The organism is Mesorhizobium sp. M0894 (genome assembly GCF_040319725.1).
GTDB lineage: Bacteria > Pseudomonadota > Alphaproteobacteria > Rhizobiales > Rhizobiaceae > Mesorhizobium.
In genome coordinates this window covers 66500-88161 of the sequence record NZ_JAMYOG010000019.1, presented here as the reverse complement: position 1 = coordinate 88161, position 21662 = coordinate 66500, and the positions used below count along the sequence as shown (strand labels likewise).

The 21662-nt window shown below is 63.0% G+C and carries 29 protein-coding genes; 17 read left to right on the top strand and 12 right to left on the bottom strand.

What is annotated here, in order from left to right; genetic code table 11:
- Both NKH91_RS27325 and NKH91_RS27320 read left to right on the top strand, forming a co-directional pair.
- On the top strand, positions 1-716 hold a 716-nt coding region (locus NKH91_RS27325), incomplete at its 5' end, for a 23S rRNA (adenine(2030)-N(6))-methyltransferase RlmJ (RefSeq protein WP_352951021.1).
- A 125-nt stretch (positions 717-841) separates the two neighbouring features.
- Positions 842-1294: a hypothetical protein gene (locus NKH91_RS27320; protein ID WP_352848451.1), complete on the top strand. Its 453-nt coding sequence runs from the start codon at positions 842-844 to the stop codon at positions 1292-1294.
- A 38-nt stretch (positions 1295-1332) separates the two neighbouring features.
- Here the strand turns inward: NKH91_RS27320 and NKH91_RS27315 are convergent, their stop codons facing one another.
- Complete coding sequence (locus NKH91_RS27315) at positions 1333-1641, bottom strand: VOC family protein (protein WP_352848456.1); 309 nt, start codon at positions 1639-1641, stop codon at positions 1333-1335.
- A 179-nt stretch (positions 1642-1820) separates the two neighbouring features.
- On the opposite strand from NKH91_RS27315, the gene NKH91_RS27310 reads away from it, so the two are divergent.
- On the top strand, positions 1821-2573 hold the full coding sequence (locus NKH91_RS27310; protein ID WP_352791490.1) for a sulfite exporter TauE/SafE family protein: 753 nt from the start codon (positions 1821-1823) through the stop codon (positions 2571-2573).
- 41 nt (positions 2574-2614) lie between these two features.
- Here the strand turns inward: NKH91_RS27310 and NKH91_RS27305 are convergent, their stop codons facing one another.
- Entirely contained in the window at positions 2615-3250 is a 636-nt protein-coding gene (locus NKH91_RS27305; protein WP_502899035.1) for a TetR/AcrR family transcriptional regulator, read from the bottom strand.
- Between the two features lie 62 nt (positions 3251-3312).
- Here NKH91_RS27305 and NKH91_RS27300 point away from each other — a divergent pair, with 62 nt between their 5' ends.
- A complete protein-coding gene (locus NKH91_RS27300) occupies positions 3313-3843 on the top strand; it encodes a DinB family protein (RefSeq protein ID WP_031194232.1) in 531 nt (176 codons plus the stop codon).
- 457 nt (positions 3844-4300) lie between these two features.
- Here the strand turns inward: NKH91_RS27300 and NKH91_RS27295 are convergent, their stop codons facing one another.
- The gene (locus tag NKH91_RS27295; protein ID WP_198030507.1) at positions 4301-4909 is read right to left on the bottom strand and encodes a hypothetical protein; all 609 of its coding nucleotides are present in this window, start codon (positions 4907-4909) and stop codon (positions 4301-4303) included.
- Between the two features lie 349 nt (positions 4910-5258).
- Here NKH91_RS27295 and NKH91_RS27290 point away from each other — a divergent pair, with 349 nt between their 5' ends.
- Positions 5259-5855: a glutathione S-transferase family protein gene (locus NKH91_RS27290; protein WP_023719799.1), complete on the top strand. Its 597-nt coding sequence runs from the start codon at positions 5259-5261 to the stop codon at positions 5853-5855.
- Positions 5856-6154: 299 nt separating this feature from the next.
- Positions 6155-6754, top strand: coding sequence for a Pr6Pr family membrane protein (locus NKH91_RS27285; RefSeq protein ID WP_352848448.1), 600 nt, complete (start codon positions 6155-6157; stop codon positions 6752-6754).
- Positions 6755-6851: 97 nt separating this feature from the next.
- On the opposite strand, the gene NKH91_RS27280 is transcribed toward NKH91_RS27285, so the two are convergent.
- Entirely contained in the window at positions 6852-7502 is a 651-nt protein-coding gene (locus NKH91_RS27280; RefSeq protein ID WP_023719797.1) for an outer membrane protein, read from the bottom strand.
- 422 nt (positions 7503-7924) lie between these two features.
- On the opposite strand from NKH91_RS27280, the gene NKH91_RS27275 reads away from it, so the two are divergent.
- The 8 genes from NKH91_RS27275 to NKH91_RS27240 all read left to right on the top strand — a co-directional run bounded on the left by NKH91_RS27275 (position 7925) and on the right by NKH91_RS27240 (position 13722).
- Positions 7925-8701 (top strand): SDR family oxidoreductase, encoded by a 777-nt coding sequence (locus NKH91_RS27275; RefSeq protein ID WP_352848445.1) that lies wholly within the window; start codon positions 7925-7927, stop codon positions 8699-8701.
- Positions 8698-10776: an excinuclease ABC subunit UvrC gene (gene uvrC, locus NKH91_RS27270; RefSeq protein ID WP_352495590.1), complete on the top strand. Its 2079-nt coding sequence runs from the start codon at positions 8698-8700 to the stop codon at positions 10774-10776. Before NKH91_RS27275 ends, uvrC begins: the two co-directional genes overlap by 4 nt.
- Before the next feature lie 99 nt (positions 10777-10875).
- Positions 10876-11472, top strand: coding sequence for a CDP-diacylglycerol--glycerol-3-phosphate 3-phosphatidyltransferase (pgsA, locus tag NKH91_RS27265; protein ID WP_352848443.1), 597 nt, complete (start codon positions 10876-10878; stop codon positions 11470-11472).
- Between the two features lies 1 nt (position 11473).
- Complete coding sequence (gene moaD / locus NKH91_RS27260; RefSeq protein WP_292662329.1) at positions 11474-11731, top strand: molybdopterin converting factor subunit 1; 258 nt, start codon at positions 11474-11476, stop codon at positions 11729-11731.
- 3 nt (positions 11732-11734) lie between these two features.
- Positions 11735-12214 (top strand): molybdenum cofactor biosynthesis protein MoaE, encoded by a 480-nt coding sequence (locus tag NKH91_RS27255; RefSeq protein ID WP_352848441.1) that lies wholly within the window; start codon positions 11735-11737, stop codon positions 12212-12214.
- 65 nt (positions 12215-12279) lie between these two features.
- Positions 12280-13047: a YbaY family lipoprotein gene (locus NKH91_RS27250; RefSeq protein WP_352848438.1), complete on the top strand. Its 768-nt coding sequence runs from the start codon at positions 12280-12282 to the stop codon at positions 13045-13047.
- A gap of 60 nt (positions 13048-13107) precedes the next feature.
- Positions 13108-13287, top strand: a complete 180-nt coding sequence (locus tag NKH91_RS27245) for an SDR family oxidoreductase (protein WP_023719786.1) — start codon at positions 13108-13110, stop codon at positions 13285-13287.
- A gap of 165 nt (positions 13288-13452) precedes the next feature.
- Positions 13453-13722, top strand: a complete 270-nt coding sequence (locus tag NKH91_RS27240; RefSeq protein WP_023719785.1) for a hypothetical protein — start codon at positions 13453-13455, stop codon at positions 13720-13722.
- Positions 13723-13793: 71 nt separating this feature from the next.
- On the opposite strand, the gene NKH91_RS27235 is transcribed toward NKH91_RS27240, so the two are convergent.
- The 5 genes from NKH91_RS27235 to NKH91_RS27215 form a co-directional block, all read right to left on the bottom strand.
- Positions 13794-14402: a class I SAM-dependent methyltransferase gene (locus NKH91_RS27235; protein ID WP_352495586.1), complete on the bottom strand. Its 609-nt coding sequence runs from the start codon at positions 14400-14402 to the stop codon at positions 13794-13796.
- 151 nt (positions 14403-14553) lie between these two features.
- The gene (gene ndk, locus NKH91_RS27230; protein WP_023719783.1) at positions 14554-14976 is read right to left on the bottom strand and encodes a nucleoside-diphosphate kinase; all 423 of its coding nucleotides are present in this window, start codon (positions 14974-14976) and stop codon (positions 14554-14556) included.
- 118 nt (positions 14977-15094) lie between these two features.
- Complete coding sequence (locus tag NKH91_RS27225) at positions 15095-15391, bottom strand: DUF1905 domain-containing protein (RefSeq protein ID WP_352588611.1); 297 nt, start codon at positions 15389-15391, stop codon at positions 15095-15097.
- Between the two features lie 177 nt (positions 15392-15568).
- Positions 15569-16204: a 5,6-dimethylbenzimidazole synthase gene (bluB, locus tag NKH91_RS27220; protein WP_352495584.1), complete on the bottom strand. Its 636-nt coding sequence runs from the start codon at positions 16202-16204 to the stop codon at positions 15569-15571.
- Positions 16205-16517: 313 nt separating this feature from the next.
- Positions 16518-17228, bottom strand: a complete 711-nt coding sequence (locus tag NKH91_RS27215; protein ID WP_352495583.1) for a glutathione S-transferase family protein — start codon at positions 17226-17228, stop codon at positions 16518-16520.
- Between the two features lie 77 nt (positions 17229-17305).
- Here NKH91_RS27215 and NKH91_RS27210 point away from each other — a divergent pair, with 77 nt between their 5' ends.
- Complete coding sequence (locus NKH91_RS27210) at positions 17306-17818, top strand: DinB family protein (protein WP_352495582.1); 513 nt, start codon at positions 17306-17308, stop codon at positions 17816-17818.
- A gap of 14 nt (positions 17819-17832) precedes the next feature.
- On the top strand, positions 17833-18132 hold the full coding sequence (locus NKH91_RS27205) for a hypothetical protein (protein ID WP_352848435.1): 300 nt from the start codon (positions 17833-17835) through the stop codon (positions 18130-18132).
- Between the two features lie 69 nt (positions 18133-18201).
- Here the strand turns inward: NKH91_RS27205 and NKH91_RS27200 are convergent, their stop codons facing one another.
- From NKH91_RS27200 to NKH91_RS27190, 3 genes are all read right to left on the bottom strand, one after another.
- The gene (locus NKH91_RS27200) at positions 18202-18504 is read right to left on the bottom strand and encodes a DUF982 domain-containing protein (RefSeq protein WP_023719778.1); all 303 of its coding nucleotides are present in this window, start codon (positions 18502-18504) and stop codon (positions 18202-18204) included.
- A 148-nt stretch (positions 18505-18652) separates the two neighbouring features.
- On the bottom strand, positions 18653-20734 hold the full coding sequence (locus tag NKH91_RS27195) for an ATP-dependent helicase (RefSeq protein ID WP_352848432.1): 2082 nt from the start codon (positions 20732-20734) through the stop codon (positions 18653-18655).
- 94 nt (positions 20735-20828) lie between these two features.
- Positions 20829-21002: a hypothetical protein gene (locus NKH91_RS27190; RefSeq protein WP_023719776.1), complete on the bottom strand. Its 174-nt coding sequence runs from the start codon at positions 21000-21002 to the stop codon at positions 20829-20831.
- 132 nt (positions 21003-21134) lie between these two features.
- Here NKH91_RS27190 and NKH91_RS27185 point away from each other — a divergent pair, with 132 nt between their 5' ends.
- The gene (locus NKH91_RS27185) at positions 21135-21314 is read left to right on the top strand and encodes a membrane lipoprotein lipid attachment site-containing protein (RefSeq protein WP_023719775.1); all 180 of its coding nucleotides are present in this window, start codon (positions 21135-21137) and stop codon (positions 21312-21314) included.
- Positions 21315-21662: the final 348 nt, after the last annotated feature.

Here is a 21662-nt window from a genome sequence, read left to right as displayed (position 1 = left end):
CCCGCACCCCTCTGCCCCAACCCCACCCAAAAAACCCGGCCCAAGGGCAGGGCGCAATCGGCCGGGGGGCGCAGGCCGCCCTCGACGCCCCGGCGGCGGCATTGCTGGCACCGTATCTTGGAGCCGTCCGTTCGCTCAATCCGGACGGCGGCGTGAAAAAATACCCGGGTTCGCCGCTGATCGCCCGGCACCTGCTGCGCAAGCAGGACCGGCTGTCGGCGGTCGAGCTGCACCCTAAGGATGCTGCCAGGCTGAAGGCGCTGTTCGACGGTGACTTCCAGACCCGGGTGATCGAGCTCGACGGCTGGCTGGCGCTCGGCGCGCATCTGCCGCCAAAGGAGAAGCGCGGCCTCGTGCTCATCGATCCGCCTTTCGAGGAAGAGGGCGAGTTCGGTCGCTTGGTCGACGGGCTGCAAAGAGCCCATCGGCGCTGGCCAGGCGGCATTTACGCGCTGTGGTATCCGCTCAAGGACCGCAAGGCGGTCGCCGCCTTCCGAAAGGCGCTGAAGCAAACGGGCATTCCCAGGCTGCTCGACGTCGGCTTTGAGATCAGGCCGGCCTCGGTCGAGCCGAGCCTCGACGGCTGCGGCATGGTGATGGTCAATCCGCCCTTCACCCTGGAGGGCGAGTTGCGGACGCTGCTGCCGGCGCTGCACCGGCTGCTTGCTGTCGAGCAGCCATCGCATTGGACGCTGGACTGGCTGGCGGGAGAGTAGTTTGAGGTGCGGTCCTTGCCGTTCCCTCAGCGCAACCATCGTCACCGTAACCATCGTCACTACAACCGCTTGACCGCGCGTCAGCGAATCCGCACAGTGCGCGCAGTCGACCTTGAGAGGCTGCCATGACTCGCTTCGCCCAATCCGCCCTTGCCGCACTGCTCGCCGTTTGCACGCCGCTGGCTGCGCCTCTCGGCGTTACTCAGGCGGTGCAGGCCGCCGACCTTGCAATCTATACCGATGAGGACAGCGGCGTCTGCGGCGAGGCCTGGGTGCTGAACAAAATCACCGACCGCTTCTCGTATCAGGTGCATCACGTGCCGCATCTGCCGGATGTGCAGATCGTCGACTTCCAGCGCATCCACCAGCATCGCTATCTGCCGGCCGACGACAGCTGGCCAATCGGCCGCCATTATTGCGGCGCCACCGTCAGCCTCTCCGACGGCCACGCCCGCACCATCTGGTATCTGATCGAGGAAGGCCAGGGCTTTGCCTCGATCGGCGACAATGTCGAATTCTGCGTCTCGGGCTTCGACCGCTGGATGGTCTACAACGGCCGCTGCCGCGTCCTGCGCTGAACCAGTGCCTTCCGATTCCCGATGGATTGTTGCGTCACTTAGGTGGTCGAGAAAAGAAACACCTGACGGCCGTCAGGATCGCGGACGATCACACGCCTGCCCATAGCCGTCGCCTTGACATCCGCAATGATTCCAAAACCATTGGCCTTCGCGGCAGAAGCCGCTTCGTCCGCGTCGGTGACCTCGAAGCCGATCATCGTTCCCGCTCCTTCCGCCGTCGTTCCTTCGTTTGCCGGATAGAGTTCGATCGCGAGCCCTTGACTTGGAACGCGAAATGTATCGGACCGGAGCCGTGCTGCTCTTGCCTGAAGACAATTCCGAAATTCGCATAGAAAGCCGCGGCTGATCTGGGGTCAGCCGAAAACCATGTGACAAATGCCAAGCTCGGCAAGGGGGGCATTCATACCTCTTTGGTGTGTGGACTGTCCGGCGCTCAAGGTCGGACGGAGGTTGCGAAAATCGTAGATTTCCATGCAGGTCAACGCCAACCGGCCACATCGATCACTTTGCGGGGAAACAGCACTACATGGATTCGCTTGTTTATATTGTTGCAATTGGGGCGGTCGTTGCAGGTTTCGTCCAAGGGCTGTCCGGGTTCGCTTTCAGCCTGGTTGCCATGTCGTTTTGGGTTTGGACCGTGGAGCCCCAGCTTGCTGCTGCCATGGCGGTCTTTGGGGCGCTCACCGGCCAAATCATCGCCGCCGTCACCGTCCGCCGGGGTTTCGACCTCAAGCTTCTGCTGCCATTCCTGATCGGCGGGACCATAGGAATTCCGGTCGGTGTCGCCATCCTGCCCCTGCTGGATGTGCACTTGTTCAAGTTGATCTTCGGCGCGCTGCTGGTCGTTTGGTGTCCCTTGATGCTTTTTGCCCGTCGCCTCCCTCCCATCACGCTCGGGGGTCCTGTTGCAGACGGTGCAATAGGTCTGGTTGGCGGCATCATGGGCGGGCTTGGCGGCTTCACCGGCCCGGTTCCAACGTTGTGGTGCGTGCTGCGGCAATGGGAAAAGGACAGGCAGCGCATTGTCATCCAGAATTTCAACCTTGTGACCCTCTCCATGACGATGGCCGCCTATCTTGCGACCGGAAAGATCAAGCTCGAAATGCTGCCGATGTTTGCCATCGTCGCGCCGGCGATGTTGATACCGACACTCCTTGGCGCGAGACTCTACATCGGCATCAGCGAAGCAACGTTTCGAAAGATCGTCCTCACGCTCTTGGCCGCATCAGGTGCGGCATTGCTGGCATCGGCCTTGCCGCATCTCATGAGCCGGGTTTGAATCCGACGTACAGAAATCCCCGACTTCCGCCGTGCCCTGCGCTATCGACCGATGCGGCCCGCGCCCGATAGGTAGGCGCAGATCAGTTCGACGAGTTGCTTTTCCAGCTCCGGGGCGGCGAGCATGTTCCGGCGTGCCGCGTTATGGATCACACCTTCGATCGCCGACGACAGCACGCGCGCGACGGTCTCCATGTCGGCGCCTTTCCTTGGCTTGCGATAGGCGGCGACGGCGGTCGCGTAGTGGTTGAGATATTGTGTCTGGAACGAAGCGTGGGCGGCCCTGGAGCCGCGATCGCCCGGCGCCTCGTCGAGCAGCACCTGATGCAGTGTCGGGTGAATGCTGTGCGCCGCGATCATGCCGCGCACCAGCTCCTGCGCGAATTTCCTGAGCGGCTTTTGGCCTTCCGCCGAATCGCGAATGACCGACAGCACATGATCGAAATGACGGCGCCGGACGGCTTCGAGCAGGGAAAGCTTGTCGGGAAAATACTGGTAGAGCGTGCCGATGCTCACGCCCGCAGTCTCGGCCACCTTGTTGGTGGTGAAGCCGGCCCAGCCCAGCCCGCTCAGAACATGAGCCCCTGCCTCGACGATCGCCTCTACGGTCGCCCTGGAACGCGCCTGGCGCGGCTGCTTGCGCATGCGCGGATACGGTTTTGCAATGCGAGTAGACACGCCCGCCCATTCTCCTGAAAATATGAACAACATACTCGCATTTCCAGAAAAGGACACCGACCATGAGTGCGCACGCCCTGCTTCGCAGCCTGTTTGCCTATCAGGCCTGGGCAAATGACGAACTGCTGGAAAGGCTCGTCAGTCTCGACCCGCCCGTTCACGGCAAGGAACGGCAGGCCGTGATACGGCTCATCGATCACAGCCATGTGGTGTCGCCGATATTCTCAGCCCACCTGGTTGGTGCAAGCCATGGCTACTCCGCCGACGCCAGCGAGGACACGCCGGCCCTCGACGAACTTCGTGCCGCAGTCGCGGCGACCGATCGGTGGTATCTCGATTATCTCGAAACCGTTTCGTCGCAACAGCTCTCCGAGCCCGTCGCATTCGTGTTCACCGACGGGGATAAGGCATTGATGTCGCGACAGGAAATGCTGACCCACGTCGTACTGCACGGCGTCTATCATCGCGGTGAAGCGGGGCGCATCCTGGCGCAGATTTCCGTCACGCCGCCATGGGATACCTTCGCCGTCCATCTCCACAGGGCCGAGCCTTCGCGCCGGCTGCAGAAGCAGCGCGAGCCGCTCGGCGCCTGAACGGCCGAGCGTTTTCGATTAGGAGATCGGCTCGACCGGATCTATCGAGCGATATCCTGTCTTTCAGAAATGCGAGCTATCTGCTTACTTTCATCGCGTCGTGCAAGATAGTGCAGCGGCGTGCTCGTCGCGTTGCTTCGTACTTACCTGTAGTTTATCGTTTCGGACAAGACGAGGCGGGCGACCGCCTTCGCTCTTGACAATGTTCGCGCTGAGCGTCGGACGTTGAAGCGCAGAGCTGGTCGAAAAGGTCCTGAGCTTGACGCGAAGACCGGTCGAGATAGAGCGAGCAGAATTTCTGTCGCAGAACTTCGCTGCGCGACACAAAGATTCGCAGCCGATTTTTGCACCGGTAAAATGGTCGCGCGCTCGCCGTAACCGAAACTTAAGCTGCAGAAATCATTCTAATGCTTCGCTGGCTAGCAAGCCGCGAGTCAGATATGCATTGCGCGCCGGGTCAATAACGGCCGTCGGCACAACGGAAGGGGCATGATATGGCTAAGCAGTCATCCAAAGCGCCGGCATCCAAGGCACCGGCAAAGAAAGCACCAGTAAAAGCAGCGGCGGCAAAGGCCGCAACTGCTGTGAAGAAAGCAGCACCCGCTGCCAAAGCGAAGGCCGCCGCGCCTAAGGCAAAAGCAGCGCCGGCGAAAAAGCCGGCCGCCAAGGCGGCAGCAAAACCAGCCGTGAAGAAAGCAGCACCGGCCAAGGCAAAAGCAGCACCGGCCAAGGCCAAGGCTGCACCGGCAAAGAAGGCGGCACCGGCCAAGAAGCCGGCTGCAAAGGCCGCTGCGAAACCCGCTGCGAAGAAGGCAGCACCGGCAAAGGCCGCCGCTGCAAAATCTTCCGCAGCAGTGAAGAAAGCAGCGCCCGCGGCCAAGCCGAAGGCAGCGCCCGCAAAGGCGAAGGCCAAGAAGTAGTCGCCGCTCTCCGATCGCCGGGGACAGTACTCAAGACAGCCAGGGCGGGATGCCGGACAGGCGCCTCGCTTGCTAGCTGACGGTCGGGCAGGACGAGAAAGAGGCGGGAGGAAGATGTCTTTTCGCAGCTCCCAGGACTTCGCCACGCGGCGAAGTCCGGTGGGATTTTCGTGGCTGCCAAAGACCAACCTTCGGTGCAAGGCCGAGTTGGTAGCTGATCGGATTTGGATTGTCCGACCTGCTCGCTTCTGCCGCCGCACCTCCGGCTCATCGCATCCAGATTGAAGTCGAGACAATGGCTGCGCGCTGGCGGCGCGGTTTTCCGCCTCTGGCCGTTGATGAAGCCAGCATGATCGGTCGTCAACAGTGCCCACGCACGAGCCCCAATCGGAATCGATTTTCGGTGAGGGTCATGCGCGAAGTCACAATGCTACCGCGTCCTCTTGCGCGTCCAACAGGACATATGGAGCTGTAGCCGGTAAACAGGAATCGACAATGCCCAGACTGCTCTACGCGTCTACTTCTCCCTACAGTTCCAAGGTGCGCATGGCAGCACTTCATGCCGGCATTGCGGTCGATCTCGTGCCGATAAAGACCGAGGAAAAGCCGGCCGCGCTGATCGGCGCCAATCCGCTCGGCAAGATCCCGGTGCTGGTGCTCGACGACGGCCGCTCGGTCCACGACAGCCGCGCCATCACCCAGCATCTCAACCGGATGTCCAAGAACGCATTGTTTCCGCGCAATCCCGACAAGCGCCTCGAGGCGGAGGTGCTGGAGGCGTTGGCCGACGGCATCTGCGACTGCGCGCTGTCGATGGTCTATGAGCGGCGCACGCGGCCCGAAGAGATGGTCTACCAGCCTTGGCTCGAGCGCCAGTGGAGCAAGATTTCGGCCGCGCTCGATCTGCTCAACGCCAACCCGCCGAAGCTGCCGAAGAAAATCACTGTCGGCCAGATCGCGCTGCGCGCTTGCCTCGGCTATCTCTCGCTGCGCTTCGCCGGAAAATGGGAAAAGGGCCGCGGCCGGCTGACGCGCTGGGCGGCACGCTTCGACGAGAAATTCCCGGAGCTGAAGCCCGGCATCCCGGCTTGAGGGCGGGGATGGCGAAGCTACCGATCTTCCCCTAATGCATGTCGCGCAAAAGTGTGCAGCGGTTTTGTGATAACGACATGCATAAAACAGGAACCTAAAGCGCGTCGCATGCCGCCGGTCGAACGCGACGCGCTTTAGCGGATTCCTGGCGGGGGAGGCGCAACGGCCAATTTCGACATGCTGGGAGTGAGCCGGGCCGGCGAGGCTGGAAGGTTGGTCTTGGGGGCATTTTGGTCGACAGACGTTCCGCCCAGTCTTATCGTCGCTTTCTCAAACGTAAGCCGGTGGGGGAGGGCGATTTGATACAGCGCTTGTTTGCCCTGATCATTTGTCTATCCGCGTGCACTGGCATTGGCCTTGAACTCAGCACCTTGATCAAGGGCGGTGCATCGATGCTTGGCTCGCTGTGGGTGTTGGTGGGATATTTCACGATCCTGACCAACGGTCTTGTCGCCATTGTATTCGCAGCCATAGCGCTCCTCGGGGAGCGTTTCGACCATCCAACGCTGGTGGCGTGGACGGCTGCCGTGATGGCCCTGGTCGGGGTGATTTTCGCGGTGTTGCTCCAAGGGCTGCGCACTTTGGCTGGCGCGACCGCCGAAGCAAACTTTCTGCTCCACCAACTCAATCCTGTCCTTGTCTTATTGTTCTGGCTTCTATTCACGCGAAAGGGGAGGCTCTCGTGGCGCGATCCGCTTCTATGGGCGCTCTATCCCCTGGTCTATCTCGCTTATGCCCTGGCTCGTGGTGTCGCTGAAGGGAAATACGCTTACCCGTTCATAGATGTGTCCGCCAATGGCTGGGTCGCAGTCATGTCGAATGCCGCCACTATCGCCCTCGGTTTCATCGCAGCAGCCGAAGTTCTGGTCCTGGTCGACCGGATGCTGGCTCAACGCTGACCTCGAGATCACGCGTGCCCATGCCGACAGGATGGGCACCGGGCACAAAAAAAGCCGGGCGCGAGGCCCGGCTTTTTCGTGTCGTGGCTTGGACGACTTAGAACTTCATACCGACGCCGAAAGTGACGCGATTGTCGGTCGACTTGACCTTGCCGATACCGTCGAAGTTCTTGTCGCCGAAATCGGTGTAGCGGTACTCGACACGGCCGAACACATTGTCGGTGATCTTGATGTCGGTGCCGACGCCGGCCGTCCAGCCGAGCATGGTGTTGGTGTCGCTGAAGCCGGCGGCTTCCACCTTCTGGTTCTTCAGCGCGCCACCGGCGGTGCCGTAGAGCAGGATTTCCGGGGTAACAGCGTAGCCGAGGCGAGCGCGCAGCGAGCCTTCGACGCCGCCCTTGGCCTCGATGCCGGCATCGTCGCCCTTGACGCCGTTATAGCCGATATCGGCTTCGGCACCGTAGACGAAGTTCTCCTGCTGCCAGTTGTAGCCGCCGAAGACGCCGCCGACGAAGCCCTTGGTATCGATGTCGACACCAACGGTTTTGGCATCGGCATGGCCGGCGAAGCCGTAGCCGACGCTCACACCGGCATAGGGGCCGGCCCAGGATGCGACCGGAAGTTCGGCGATCGGGGCAGGTGCCGGCGGCTCTTCCTGAACCACGTCCGCGGCATAGGCGGTTCCGCCGAGGGCGAACAGCCCAAACGCCACCGCGAGCGGTCGCGCAAATTTAAGATTGGCTTGCATTGTTCTTTACTCCTTAAGCCACAGGACACAGGCTTGTTTTTTCATGAGCGCCCTCAACCCGTCCGGGGGGTGAAACGGATCCGGCGTTCAACGGTTCCAAATGTCGTGTCGAAATGCGGCTGAAGCGAACCTGAACTTGGGTCATTCCCTGGCACGAATGAGGCAGAACCTTGACGTTGCATCTTCGCAACAGCGAGATGTCAGCAGGTTCGCCGTGCTGCACTGCACACGGCTTGGTGCAAGGGCTCCCGCGCCCTATATTGCGGTCGGGCTGGCCCGGATTCCGGTCGAGCCAGAATGCCGACCGGGCCACTTTGCCACAATCCTGCCCCAGGTGGAAATGGGATTTAACACTTGGCAGGCCATATTTTGCCGGCCCGGTCCCGGCAGGTCGGAATCGGCATCAGATTGAGGATTGACAGATGAGCAAGGTCGCCGCGACGGCACTGGTGACAGGCGGGGCGAAGCGGATCGGCAGGGCGATCGTCGAGGATCTTGCTGCGCACGGTTTTGCCGTCGCCATTCACTGTAATCGCTCGCTGGCCGAGGCGGAGGCACTGGCGGCCGGGATCAACAGTGGTCATTTTGGTCGAGACGGCAGGGCCGCTGTGGTTGCTGCCGACCTGACCGACATGGACGCCGTCGGCAACCTTGTCGGCCGCGCGACGGCGGCGCTCGGACCGGTGTCGCTGCTGGTCAACAACGCCTCGCTGTTCGAGCACGACAGTGTTGACGATTTCGACTGGCCGGCCTGGGATCGCCATTTCGCCGTGCATGTCAAGGCGCCGGCTCTGTTGGCGCAGACTTTCGCCCGGGCCTTGCCGCAGAGCAGTGAGGGGTTGATCGTCAACATGATCGACCAGCGCGTCTGGCGGCCGACGCCGCGTTATTTCTCCTATGCGCTGTCGAAGTCGACCTTGTGGGCAGCGACCGAGATGATGGCGCAGGCGCTGGGTCCCCGCATCCGCGTCAACGCCATCGGTCCGGGCCCGACCTTGAAGAACACGCGCCAGCACGACAGCGATTTCGACGCGCAGATTGCCGGCCTGATCCTGAAGCGCGGCCCGGAATTGCCCGAATTCGGTGACACCATCCGTTACCTCTGGGCGGCACGCTCGGTCACCGGCCAGATGATCGCGCTTGACGGCGGCCAGCATCTTGCATGGCAGACGCCCGATGTGACAGGCATGACGGAATGAGCCCCATGGACCAGAAACAAAAAACGCGCGGCGGCGCCGACGACCTGCCGCCCGAAATCGACCTCGAGGACGAGGCAGCCGAGGAGGTCGTCGAGCCTGCAGCCGCTGGTCCGGACGTCACCTTCACCGCCATCGACTGGACGCCGCATGCCGGCGATGCCGACGGCATGGTCGGCGCCGAGGTGATCCAGACGCTGGTCAAGCGGCTGCCCAACGCGCCCGGCGTCTACCGCATGATGAATGCCGCCGGCGACGTGCTCTATGTCGGCAAGGCACGCAGCCTGAAGAAGCGGGTCACCAACTACGCGCAAGGTCGGTTCCACACCAGCCGCATCGGCCGCATGGTGCGCGAGACGTCGACGATGGAGTTCGTCGTCACCCGCACCGAGATCGAAGCGCTGCTGCTTGAAGCCAACCTCATCAAGCGCTTGCGGCCGCGCTTCAACGTGCTGATGCGCGACGACAAGTCGTTTCCCTATATCCTGTTGACCGGCGACCATGTCTCCCCCGGCATCTACAAGCATCGCGGCGCGCGCTCGCGCAAGGGCGACTATTTCGGCCCCTTTGCCTCAGCCGGCGCCGTCGGCCGCACCATCAATTCGCTGCAGCGCGCCTTCCTGCTCAGGAGCTGCACCAACTCCTTCTACGAGAACCGCACCCGGCCTTGCCTTTTGTTCCAGATCAAGCGCTGTGCCGGCCCGTGCACCGGCGAGATCTCGCATGGCGACTATGCAAGGCTTGTCGCCGAGGCGAAGGATTTTCTCTCCGGCCGCAGCCAGAAGGTGAAGACGGAGATCTCCGCCGCCATGCAGCAGGCTTCGGAGAACCTCGATTTCGAACGCGCCGCCATCTATCGCGACCGGCTGGCGGCGCTGTCGCATGTGCAGAGCCATCAAGGCATCAATCCGCAGACTGTCGACGAGGCCGACGTCTTCGCCATTCATCAGGAGGGCGGCCAGGTCTGCATCCAGGTGTTCTTCTTCCGCACCGGCCAGAACTGGGGCAACCGCGCCTATTTTCCCAAGGCCGATCCGGCGCTCGAAGCTGGCGAGGTGCTGGGTTCGTTCCTGGCGCAGTTCTACGACGACAAGCCGACGCCACGCACCATCCTGTTGTCGTATGGCGTCGAGGACCAGGAATTGCTGGCGGAGGCGCTCTCCACGCGCGCCGGCCGCAAGGTGTCGATCTCGGTGCCGCAGCGCGGCGAGAAGAAGGACCTGACCGACAACGCGCTGCAGAACGCGCGCGAAGCGCTCGGCCGACGGCTCGCCGAGACCTCGACCCAGGCGCGGCTGCTCACCGGCTTTGCCGAGACCTTCGGCCTGGAAAAGCCGCCGGTGCGCATCGAGGTCTATGATAACTCGCACATCATGGGCACCAACGCCGTCGGCGCCATGGTCGTCGCCGGGCCGGAAGGGTTTGTGAAGAACCAGTATCGAAAGTTCAACATCCGCTCGACCGAGATCACGCCGGGCGACGATTTCGGCATGATGCGCGAGGTGATGCAGCGGCGCTTCTCGCGGCTGTTGAAGGAACATGGCGATGCCCCGCAAACCGAGAGTGCGGACGAGGCGAGCGCTACCGGACCGGGCGACGATGTCGAGGACGCCGGCGGCTTTCCGGCCTGGCCCGACGTCATCCTCATCGACGGCGGCCAAGGCCAGATGACGGCGGTGCGCAAGATCCTGTCCGATCTCGGCATTGAGAACCGCGTCGTGGCCATCGGCATCGCCAAGGGTCAGGACCGTGACGCCGGCCGCGAACGCTTCTTCGTCAAGGGCAGGGACTCATTCTCGCTGCCCGTACGCGATCCGGTGCTCTATTTCGTCCAGCGGCTGCGCGACGAGGTCCATCGCTTCGCCATCGGTTCGCACCGCGCCCGCCGCAAGAAGGAGATGGTCAAGAGCCCGCTCGACGAGATCAGCGGCATCGGCCCCGGCCGCAAGCGCGCGCTGCTGATGCATTTCGGCACGGCCAAGGCGGTCAGCCGCGCCGCCGTTGAGGATCTGGTCAAGGTTGACGGCATTTCCGAGCAGGTGGCGAAATTGGTCTACAATCATTTTCACGAGAGCTAAGATCTATTGCCGATATTTCGGCTGGCTAATCGATTCTGGCCTGTTGACCCCCCACATTCGCTTCTGATTTGACTAAGCAGGCAGAAAGAGTTCCCAAACATGGCCCAGCGCGCGTTCAACCTGCCTAACATGCTCACCTATGCCCGCATTCTGGCGGTGCCGTTGGTCGTGCTGTGCTTCTTCCTGGAAGGGCATCTGAAATCGAGCGACTTCGCCCGCTGGTCGGCGCTCATCATTTTCCTGCTCGCCTCGATCACCGATTACTTCGACGGCTATCTGGCGCGCGCCTGGCAGCAGACCTCCAACATCGGCAAGATGCTCGACCCGATCGCCGACAAGCTGCTGGTCGCCACTTGCCTGCTGCTGCTTGCCGCCGACACCGACCGCCATGCCGGCATCGCCGGCTGGTCGCTATGGGCGGCGATCATCATTCTGTGCCGCGAGATCCTGGTCTCGGGCCTGCGCGAATATCTGGCGGCCCTGAAGGTCTCGGTGCCGGTGACGCAGCTGGCAAAGTGGAAGACCACCATCCAGATGATCGCCATCGCCTTCCTGCTTGCAGGCCCCGCCGGCGACAAGGTCTTCCCGCTGACCACCCAGACCGGGCTGGTGCTGCTGTGGATCGCCGCTCTGGTCACGCTCTACACCGGCTACGACTATTTCCGCGCCGGCCTCAAGCACATCATGGATGAATAAAATGTCAACGAAGCTCATCTATTTCGCCTGGGTGCGCGAGCGGATCGGCAGACCGGAGGAAGACGTCGAACTGCCGGCCGGCATCGAAACGGTCGCCGACCTGTTGCGCTGGCTGAAATCGCGCGGCGAGGAATACGAGAACGCGCTGCAATATCCTGATGTGATCCGCGTCGCCATCAACCAGGAACATGTCGAGCATCGCGAGAAGATCGCCGGCGCGCGCGAGATCGCGCTGTTCCCGCCGATGACCGGTGGCTGAACCATGTCCGCGGTGGTGCCTGTCGTGCGCATCCAGGCGGAGGACTTCGACGTCGCCGCCGAGATCGCCAGGCTGACCCAGGGTCGCAACGATATCGGCGCTGTGGTGACCTTCTCGGGCCTTTGCCGCGACGAGCAAGGCAAGCTCTCCGCACTCGAGCTCGAACATTATCCCGGCATGGCCGAAGCCGAGATTTCCCGCATCGCCGGCGAGGCAATCGAGCGCTGGCCGCTGCAGGGGCTCACCGCCATCCATCGCCACGGCAAGATCGCGCCCGGCGAAAACATCGTGCTGGTGGTGGCGGCTTCCGCCCACCGGCAAGCGGCGTTCGAGGCCGCGAATTTCCTGATGGACTATTTGAAGTCACGGGCGCCGTTCTGGAAAAAGGAACACCATAGCGACGGTTCGGAGGGCGGCTGGGTCGACGCCAAGGAGGCCGACGACAAGGCGGCGAGCCGCTGGAAGCAGCCGCCGTCCGAATAAATCCCGCGACAGCCATTCATTGACCGCAATCCTGCGAAACCCTTTGCCGGAAGGGGAGCAGGATCATGCTGGACAGGATCGCCGAGTTCTTCATCTTCGGACTGGTGCCGCTGGCCGTCGGCATACTGGCCGTTCCGGATCATTCCGTGGCTGCCGAAAAGACCCTCAAGGGCAAGGTGATGTATCGCGAGGGCATCGCGCTGCCGCCCAATGCCGTGCTTTCCGTGCAGCTTGCCGACGTTTCGCTGGCCGACGCGCCGGCTGCAATCATCGGTGAGCGCAAGGTGGTGCCGGCCGGCCAGGTGCCGATCAAGTTCGAGATCAGCTTCGATCCGCAGGTGATCCGGCCTGATATGACCTACGCTCTGCAGGCGCGCATCACTGTCGACGACCGGCTGCTGTTCGTCACAGGTGCGCGCCACCAGGTCGACCCGCTCAGCGACGCGCCACAGACCATCATGCTGAAAATGGCGGCGCCGAGCGCCGAGCCGGCGACAGCTTCCGTGTTCGGCCAAAGCTGGCTGGTCGAATATATCGACGGCATCGGCGTGATTGCCGAGCCGCGGGCGACATTCCGGATCAGCGAAGCCGGCAAGGCCGGCGGCAGCGGCCCTTGCAACGTCTATTTCGCCACCGCCAGGGCAGACGGCTCGACGATCGCCATCAGCGACATCGGCTCGACCTTCAAGGCCTGCGCGCCTCAGGTCATGGCCGAGGAAAAGGCGCTGTTCGAGGCGCTGGCCAAGGCGGCGTCCTACCACGTCGACGCCGGCAAGCTTGTCATCGTCGACAGAGACGGCCGCGACATCCTGCGCTTCAACGCCGCGAGCTGAGACTGTCGATATTCAGGTAAGGCCTGCACCGTCTCGGCCTGCCCTGATTCTCAACAGGCCTTGGACCGTTCCGAAACGATCACACCTGTGGTGGCGGCGCAGACGTCAGGCCGAAGCGGCGCATCAAAGGCTGGCTCGCCGGAAGAGATAGCGACGGTCGTGGCCTTCCTTGCTTCCGATGACGCCTCGTTCGTCTCCGGCCACGGCCTGCTCGCCGATGGCGGCTATTCGGTCGCCTGATCGGCCGCATGTCGATCACGTTGTGTTTCAGCCGGAATAAACCGGACAGAGCGCGCGTTACGTCCTCATACGATGGCGGGTAAGGCAAAAGGGATGTTTGTCCCTTCGTTGATGCCGCCAGAATGGCTGCGGCTCGTTCTGGCCTTAACTCAAAGGAGTCCAGACATGAAAACGCACGCGCTTATCCTTGCCGCCACCGGTGCATCGCTCCTTGCCTTCACCGGCCTTGCCAAGGCGGACGACCATCTGTTCGATGCCCTTCAACATGGTCTCAGTCCTGACAGCCAGCCTTTCCAGACCAACAAGGCTGGTCATAGCGGCGATCTCGCGCCCGGGCAGGGTAGCCCGTTCACAGGTCACGATACACAGACGCCGGCCACCGACACGGAAGCGGCGAACGAACATGCGAACGTGAAGGAACGCCAGGCGAAATAGACTGGCAGAACCCGCCGCTAGGGGGCGGCGGGCGAGATCTATCGGGCGACGACCGCATACACCAGGCATTCTCAATTTGTCGCGAGTTTGAATACCGCGCCGTAGTGGTAGGGCGGTATATCCATCAGTTCGGCGAGCTTGAACCCGCTTGCTTCCGCCGCCGCGGTGGTCTGTCCGGGTGACAGCCTCAGCTCGGTCTTCGGTCCGCGTGGCTCGCCCAGAACCGTGGTCTGCTCGCGCGGCTGCTGGTGCCAGTTGACGATGGCAAAACGACCGGCCCTGCCAAGCGTCGCCCGCACGGCGCGGGCAAGGCGCGGCCGGTCCGGAACGCCATGGAAAGCGTTGGCCATGAAGACGAAGTCGACGGGCCGGGGCACCAGCCTGGCAAGCTCATAGGCGTCGCCCGCCACAAACTCGCAATTGCTCGCGCCTCCGTCGGCCAGCCGCCGCCGGGCGACTTCGAGCAGATCGGCATCGATGTCGATGGCGATGACCTGACGAACGACCCTGGCCATTGGCAGCGTGAACCAGCCGTCGCCGCAGCAGAGATCGACCACATCCATGCCGTGCTTCATTCCCACCGCCGTCAACACCCCGGCAGGGTCGGGCCACAACGCCTCCCACCAGCCGCCGGTCGGCATCTCGGTGCCCTGAAACAAGCCGGGAATGGTGCTGGTCATGGCCTGGTCGGCTCCGTTGTCGCGACCGCGTTTGATCCGTGCCCTCGAGCTTAACGCACCCATGACCCGTCGAGGAGCCTGAACCTGAAATGTCTGCTAACGAAAAAGGCCGGCGTTGCGCCGGCCTCTTTGATGGGTTCGGGATGCCGGCTTAGCCGACGATCTCGGTGTCCGAGAACCAGTATTTGATCTCCTGCGCGGCGGTTTCCGGCGCATCGGAACCATGCACGGAATTCTCGCCGATCGACAGCGCGTGCAGCTTGCGGATGGTGCCTTCGGCGGCGCTTGCCGGATTGGTGGCGCCCATCACTTCGCGGTTCTTGGCAATGGCGTTCTCGCCTTCCAGCACCTGCACGATGGTCGGGCCCGACGACATGGACTCGACCAGCTCGCCGAAGAACGGACGCTCCTTGTGGACGGCATAGAAACCTTCTGCCTCGCGGCGGCTCATCCACACCCGGCGCGAAGCGACGACGCGCAGGCCGGCATCTTCCAGTATCTTGGTGATGGCGCCGGTGAGATTGCGACGGGTCGCGTCCGGCTTGATCATGGAAAAGGTGCGTTCGAGCGCCATGGGATCGTCCTTGTGATGGAGAGTGGAATTGAGGGTGGCGGGCTCTATACAAGCCGCCCGCCGGCTTGCCAAGGGGAGGTGGGCGCACAGCGCGTCGCCGTCAGCCAGACCCAATGTGTCATAGCTCTATCTCGATCGTCAGGTTGGCCGTGTCGCCAGCCCTAAGGCCTTCGCGGACCCGCACCGCCGTCTTGATCGGCAAGAGCAGGCTGCCGGATTTCTTGTCGGGAAACAGCGATGTCCGCCATCTGGTCTGGCCGATGACGGCTTCCACGCCAAGCGAGCCCCAGGGCCTTGCCATCCCCACCATCGCCGTCTTGATCCATGCTCCAGGTTCCGGCGGTAGCGTCACGAAATGCCAGCCGCCCTTGCCCGGATAGACCCAGATCTCGGCCTGCACCTCGCAGCGAAACATTCTATGCCCTTCCTCAGATCAAGGCCGTCACGACTGGCTTTGCCTTGGTCTCTTGTTGGCGATGCTGACGATCGGCGAAACATCCATGATATCCATTCTGCCCTGCAGCGGAGGAGTCATTCTCCCCTGCAAAGAGAATGGCTTTCCTGCAAAAAGAATGGCAGCGCCGCCGTTGCACTACCGTTTTATCACGATCGAAGCGCGCCGGACTTCCCAACCTTGCCGTTCCAGTTCCGGCACGCTGTGTTCCTCGCTTGGATAGCCGACACAGAAATAGCCGATCAGCGTCCACTCCGCCGGCACGTCCAGGATCGTCGCCACCTCGGCCGGATCGAGGATCGAGACCCAGCCCATGCCTATTCCTTCGGCGCGCGCCGCCAGCCACATCGTGTGGACTGCCATGACAGCGGAATAGTCTATGGTGGCTGGCATGGTCAGGCGGCCGAGCCCATGCCCTTGCTCGGTTGCGCGGTCGGCGAAAACCGCAAGCTGGCAGGGCGCCTCATTCAGGCCGGCAAGCTTCAGGCGCCCATAGAGCGCGGCGCGTTCGCCGCAAAAATTTGCGAGTGCCTCCGCGTTGCAGCGCTCGAAGCAGGCCCTGACGGCAGCGCGGCATGCTTCGCTCTCGACGACGACGAAGCGCCAGGGCTGGCTCAGCCCGACGGAAGGCGCGGCGCTGGCAAGCTCGAGCAGCCGCTCCAGCGCCCCTTCGGGGAGCGGCGTCGGCTTGAACCGCCTGACGTCGCGCCGCCACAGGAAGAGATTGGCGAGCCCGGCGCGAAAGTCGGCCGGGAACTCTGGGTTTGCGGTCATGGCGCGCTGCCTTTGTTGTGATTGCCCGGTTCGCCGGATGTTCGTCTTGTTTGCTTCGATCCAGGCACGGATGAGGCGCTTCGAGCGACACTTCGTCTACCCGCATTGTCGCATTTCGCCGGCTGGCAACTTTCAGTTAAGGCCGGACAACGTCCCTGCCGGCAACGCAGTTGGACCTCGACCGGCAAAACAAAACCCGCCTCGGCAAGCCGGGCGGGTCGTCGGTACGAATCAGCACCATACCCAAATTAGTAGCATAGCTGCCGGCACAAAGCAAGAACAAAATGTGGCGTTGCCGATGAAACTGCCGATTTCAACTATCGAGCGGGGCGATCGCCGCCGCCGCGACCGTGCGGCCGAGGCCGCCATGCAGATCGAGGCATCGTTCGAACCATTGCGCCACGACGTCGCTGTCGTCGAGCAGCCGGTAGGGCGTGGCGATGCGCGCCCATTGCAGCGCGCCGAAAACGATGTAGTCGGCAAATAGCGGCGACGGGCCGCCGATGAAGGGCTGATAGCCAAGCATCGAGCGGAGCGGCTCCAGCGAGGCCCGGAAGCTGGCGAGCCCAGCGTCGCGGGTGGTGTATACCGCCTCCAGGCGCTTGCCGAAGCGCTGCTCGCGGTTCTGCCGGAAATAGGCGGCGTTCGCCTCGTCCTGCATGGCGTGCAGGTCCAATATCGCAGCGGTGGTGACGTAGGGATGGATGGTCAGCTGCGACCAACGTTCGATGAAGCGCGCCGTCGCCTTGCCGCCGTCGCCGGAAAACAATGTCGGCCGCTCGGGATAGGCCTCCTCGAGATAGAGCGCGATAGCGAAGGAATCGGCGACCACCGTCTCGCCGTCGCGGATCACCGGAACGAGCTTCGAGACGCCGCCTTCCACCTTCGGCACTTCGAGAAAACGGGTCGGCACGCTGGTGATGTCGAGCCCTTTGTGGGCCAGCGCCATCGCCGCCTTCCAGCAATGTGGGCTGAATGGGCGGGCGGCGTCGCGTCCGACAAGGTCGTAGAGCAGAATGGTCATTGGCGGCAGCGTCCTTGCAGTCTAACTATGCCCGAAACAGACCCACGCGAAACAGGGTCTCGCAGGTCGAGAGAAGAATGAAACAGCATTTCAGGATGTTTGCGGCCTACAATCAATGGGCCAATGGCCGCATCTACGATGCCGCCGCCGATCTCGACGAGGAAGAGTTCGACCGCAATGTCGGCGTCTTCTTCGGCTCGATGATGGGAACGCTCAACCACCTCCTGGCAGCCGACCGTATCTGGATGAAACGCTTCACCGGCGAGGGCGACGCGCCGGCAAGGCTCGACACGATCCTGCACCGCGCCTTGCCAGGCTTGCGGCTGGCGCGCGAGGCCGAGGACAAACGGATCATCGACTGGGTTGCCGGCTTGAGCGACAAGGCGCTGTCGGGCCGCTTCTCCTACATGACCGTCTCGGATATGCGCACCGTCTCGCAGCGGCTGGCGCCGGCGCTCGACCACTTCTTCAACCACCAGACCCACCACCGCGGCCAGGCGCATGCGATCCTGACCGTTCTGGGCAAGCCAAGCCTCGGACTGGACCTGACGATGTTCCAGCGCAGCGAGGAGGGCAGGGCATTCGCCTGAACCTGGGGCGGCTGGTGAAGCGGATGGTCGATAGCGGACGACCTGCCGAGATTGCAAAAAGCGCCAAAACATTTTATGGAGCGCATGGTCGTGAGGGCGGCCGCCTCAGCAGCATTCAGCAGCAACAGCGAGAATTGGCACGCATGCCCAATGAACCCTTGCGCCTTGTGGCGTTCTTCGCCGTGGTCCTGGCGCTTCTCAACTCCGGCTATTATTTCCACCAGGGCGACATTGTCGCGACCATCTATTTCATGATCGGCGCCATTCTTGTGACTGCGGTGACCCGGATGAGCATCAGAAGGCAGCTGATTTAGGATCTGCCGACCTAAAACCACCGACAACGGACCGCATCTCCGGCCGGCCATGATGACGAAGAGGTTGCGTCAGGCGGCGTAGCCGCCGAGGCCCCGGACGACCGGCTTGACCGAGACTGCCGGCTGGGCGGCCGGCCAGAGGATGCCGGCCGTCACGGCGAAGGTGATCAGGGCGTCGCGTGCCGCTTCGGCCGAGATCTCGCCGGCGCGTGCCGCCTCGCAGGCCTTTACCGCGGCGCCATAGCTCAGCCGCCGGCGCGAAGGCGGGAACTCGGTCAGGAACTCGTGCATCTCGGAGAACGAAGCGATCGTCCGCTTGTAGCCGGCGCCAACGGTTAGGGCGACCGGTGTGGAAAACGTCCTGTCGTGCATTCTGGCCTCTCGAATGGGCGGAGGTCACGGCGGACGCCGTTCTCCGGTCTGGGGGTCGGGCAGAAACGCGGATCACGGCGCGAGGTTCCATGTTGCCGTGATTTGTTTTTTTCGCTCGCCCGGGTGAGCAGCGCGCCGAGGCGGGTGCCTATTTCCACATGCCGCGCATGCGGGCGCCGAGATCGACGCGCACCTGCGGCTGGCGGCGCGGATCGTCCCTGGCCTGGACGCTGGCCCACGCCACCTGCTCGAAGGCACCAAGGATCGGGCGCGGGATGAAGCGCGTGCGCGAGGCATAGACATGGCGGTCGCCGCGCGCCGCCTGGCCGTGGACGAAAAAACGCTGCGGCATCACCAAATGCAGGCTATCCTTGGCCCGCGTCATGGCCACGTAGAGCAGCCGCCGCTCCTCGTCGACGTCCTCCTTGCTGCCGACCCCTAGGTCGATCGGGATGCAGCCGTCGACGGTGTTGAGCACGAAGACGTTCTTCCACTCCTGGCCCTTGGCCGAATGGATGGTCGACAGGATCAGATAATCCTCGTCGCGGTGCGGAGGTCCGGCTTCGTCGCTGGTCGCGTCCGGCGGATCGAGCGTCAGCTCGGTGAGGAAGCGCTCGCGCGATCCATAGCCGGAGGCGATCTGCTCGAGCTGCAGGAGATCGGCCCGGCGCGTCGTCGCATCCTCGCGGATGCGTTCCAGATGCGGCTCGTACCAGAGCCTGACCTGCTCGATGTCGGCCGGCCATTTCTTTGCGCCGGCGCGCAGGCCGCAATAGAGCGCGACAAAGCCCGGCCAGTCGTCGGCGGCCCGCTGCGGCGGCCGGTAGCGCGCAAGCCCCATCGTCTCGTCGAGCGACGTCGCCATGGTCTCGACGATCGCATTGGCGGCCGAAGGGCCGATGCCGGGCAGAAGTTGCAGCACGCGAAAGCCGGCGACGCGGTCGCGCGGGTTTTCGGCAAAGCGCAGCACGGCCAGCACGTCCTTGACGTGGGCGGCATCGAGGAATTTCAGCCCGCCGAATTTGACGAAGGGGATGTTGCGGCGCGTCAGTTCGATCTCCAGCGGGCCGCTATGGTGCGAGGCGCGAAACAGCACGGCCTGCGCTTTGAGAACGGTACCGGCCTCGCGCTCGGTGAGTATCGCCTGGCAGACATAGCTCGCCTGCTCGATCTCGTCGCGCACGCTCACCAGCTTCGGCTTTTCCGCCGATTTGCGCTCCGACCAGAGATTTTTGGTGAAACGTTCCGACGCTTCGCCGATCACCGCATTGGCCGCCGCCAGGATCGTCTCGGTCGAGCGGTAGTTGCGCTCCAGCATGACGACCTCGGCCGGCTGCGCGAACTGCTTGGGAAAATCCAGGATATTGCGCACTTCCGCGGCGCGGAACGAATAGATCGACTGCGCGTCGTCGCCGACCACCGTCAGCCCCGATCCGTCGGGCTTGAGGGCCGTCAGGATCGAGGCCTGCAGCCGGTTGGTGTCCTGGTATTCATCGACCAGCACATGGTCGAAACGTGCACCCAGATGCGCGGCGATTTCCGGCTCGCCGGCCATCTGCGCCCAGTAGAGCAGCAGATCGTCGTAATCGAGCACGTTCTGCGCCTGCTTGGCCTCGACATATCTGGCGAATAATTGTTTCAGCTGTTCGGCCCAGCCGGCGCACCACGGGAACACCGAACCCAGCACCTCGCCGAGCGGCGCCTGTGCATTGACGGCACGCGAATAGATCGCAAGGCAGGTGCCCTTGGTCGGGAAGCGGGCTTCGGTCTTCGAAAACCCAAGCTCGTGGCGGGCGAGGTTCATCAGGTCGGCGGAATCCTCGCGGTCATGGATGGTGAAGGCGGGATCGAGACCGATCTCCAGCGCATAATCACGCAGCAGCCTGGCGCCGATACCGTGGAACGTGCCGGCCCAGCTCAGCGCATCGATGATGACGGAAGCATCGCGGCCCAGCACCTCGCCGGCGATGCGCTCGACCCGCTTGGCCATTTCCGCCGCGGCACGGCGCGAAAATGTCATCAAAAGGATGCGGCGCGGATCGGCACCCCTAACGATCAGATGCGCGACCCGGTGCGCCAGCGTGTTGGTCTTGCCGGAGCCGGCGCCGGCAATCACCAGCAATGGCCCCGCGATCTTGCCGTCGCCGTGTTCGACGGCAAGCCGCTGCTCGGCGTTGAGCTTTGCCAGATAGGCCGGCTGGAAGGACGAATCACGAGCGGCGAGGTTCATCGCCCATCAAGCATCGTTTCCGCTTTGTTCGCAACGGTTTGCGGAGCCGGAATGGGGCTCGTGAACGAAGAAGCCTTGCGGGCAGGCCCGTTGACTAACGCCCGGGCTCGACGCCCATCCTTGCCGATTGCCGCCGCAGCGCCTCGCGATCGTCTTCTGGTGGCGGCAGCAGCAGCGGATCGAAATCGTCGGGCACCTCGTCGATCACTTTCTTGGCGACGCGATAGGCAACATAGACGATTGCCCCGGCGATAAGCAGACGGATCATGGCTTCCTCCATTGATTCTGGAGCAACCGGAGACGCGGCATTTTGTTCCCCGACTGCTCGGCGAATGCGGGAACGACACCGATCGCGCAACCAAATCGCCGACGCCTCGTTGTCGGGCGAGAGGAGACTGCGATGAAAAAGCGCTCAATCCTGCTGCTTGTGGCAGCGCTGACCGTTGCGGGTTGCGACAACAACATCCAGCCGACCAAGGCCCCTGGCGATACGGTCGAGCAGAATCCGCAGGTCGACAAGAATCCGGTGCCGAAGTCGACGACCGGCGGCGATCAGCCCGGCACGCCGCCGAAACAATGACCGCTTCAAATGGCGTCGGCGCCGGTCAAAAAAGGGTGGCCGGCGCCGCTTGGGAGGAAGCTGATGACGCCGGCCAGGCGGAGATCAGGCCCGCCGCACATCCAAGAATAGCCGAGTCTTTCCGCAGCGTCATGGTCCGATAGCGTACAAACGGCACGCCCTGTGGACAAACCTGCCGCCACGCCGGCGTTTGTTCATCACATGGTTTGTCTATCCCATGGAACAAACCCGGCTGCTGCGTGTTTGGGTGTCGATCGGACGCTCCCAAGGCCGCCGTTCACGAAAGAACCCGCTTTCCTTGTCCCCCTCAGGATAGCGGGTTCTTTTTGCGTTTTGCGGGAAGTCGCG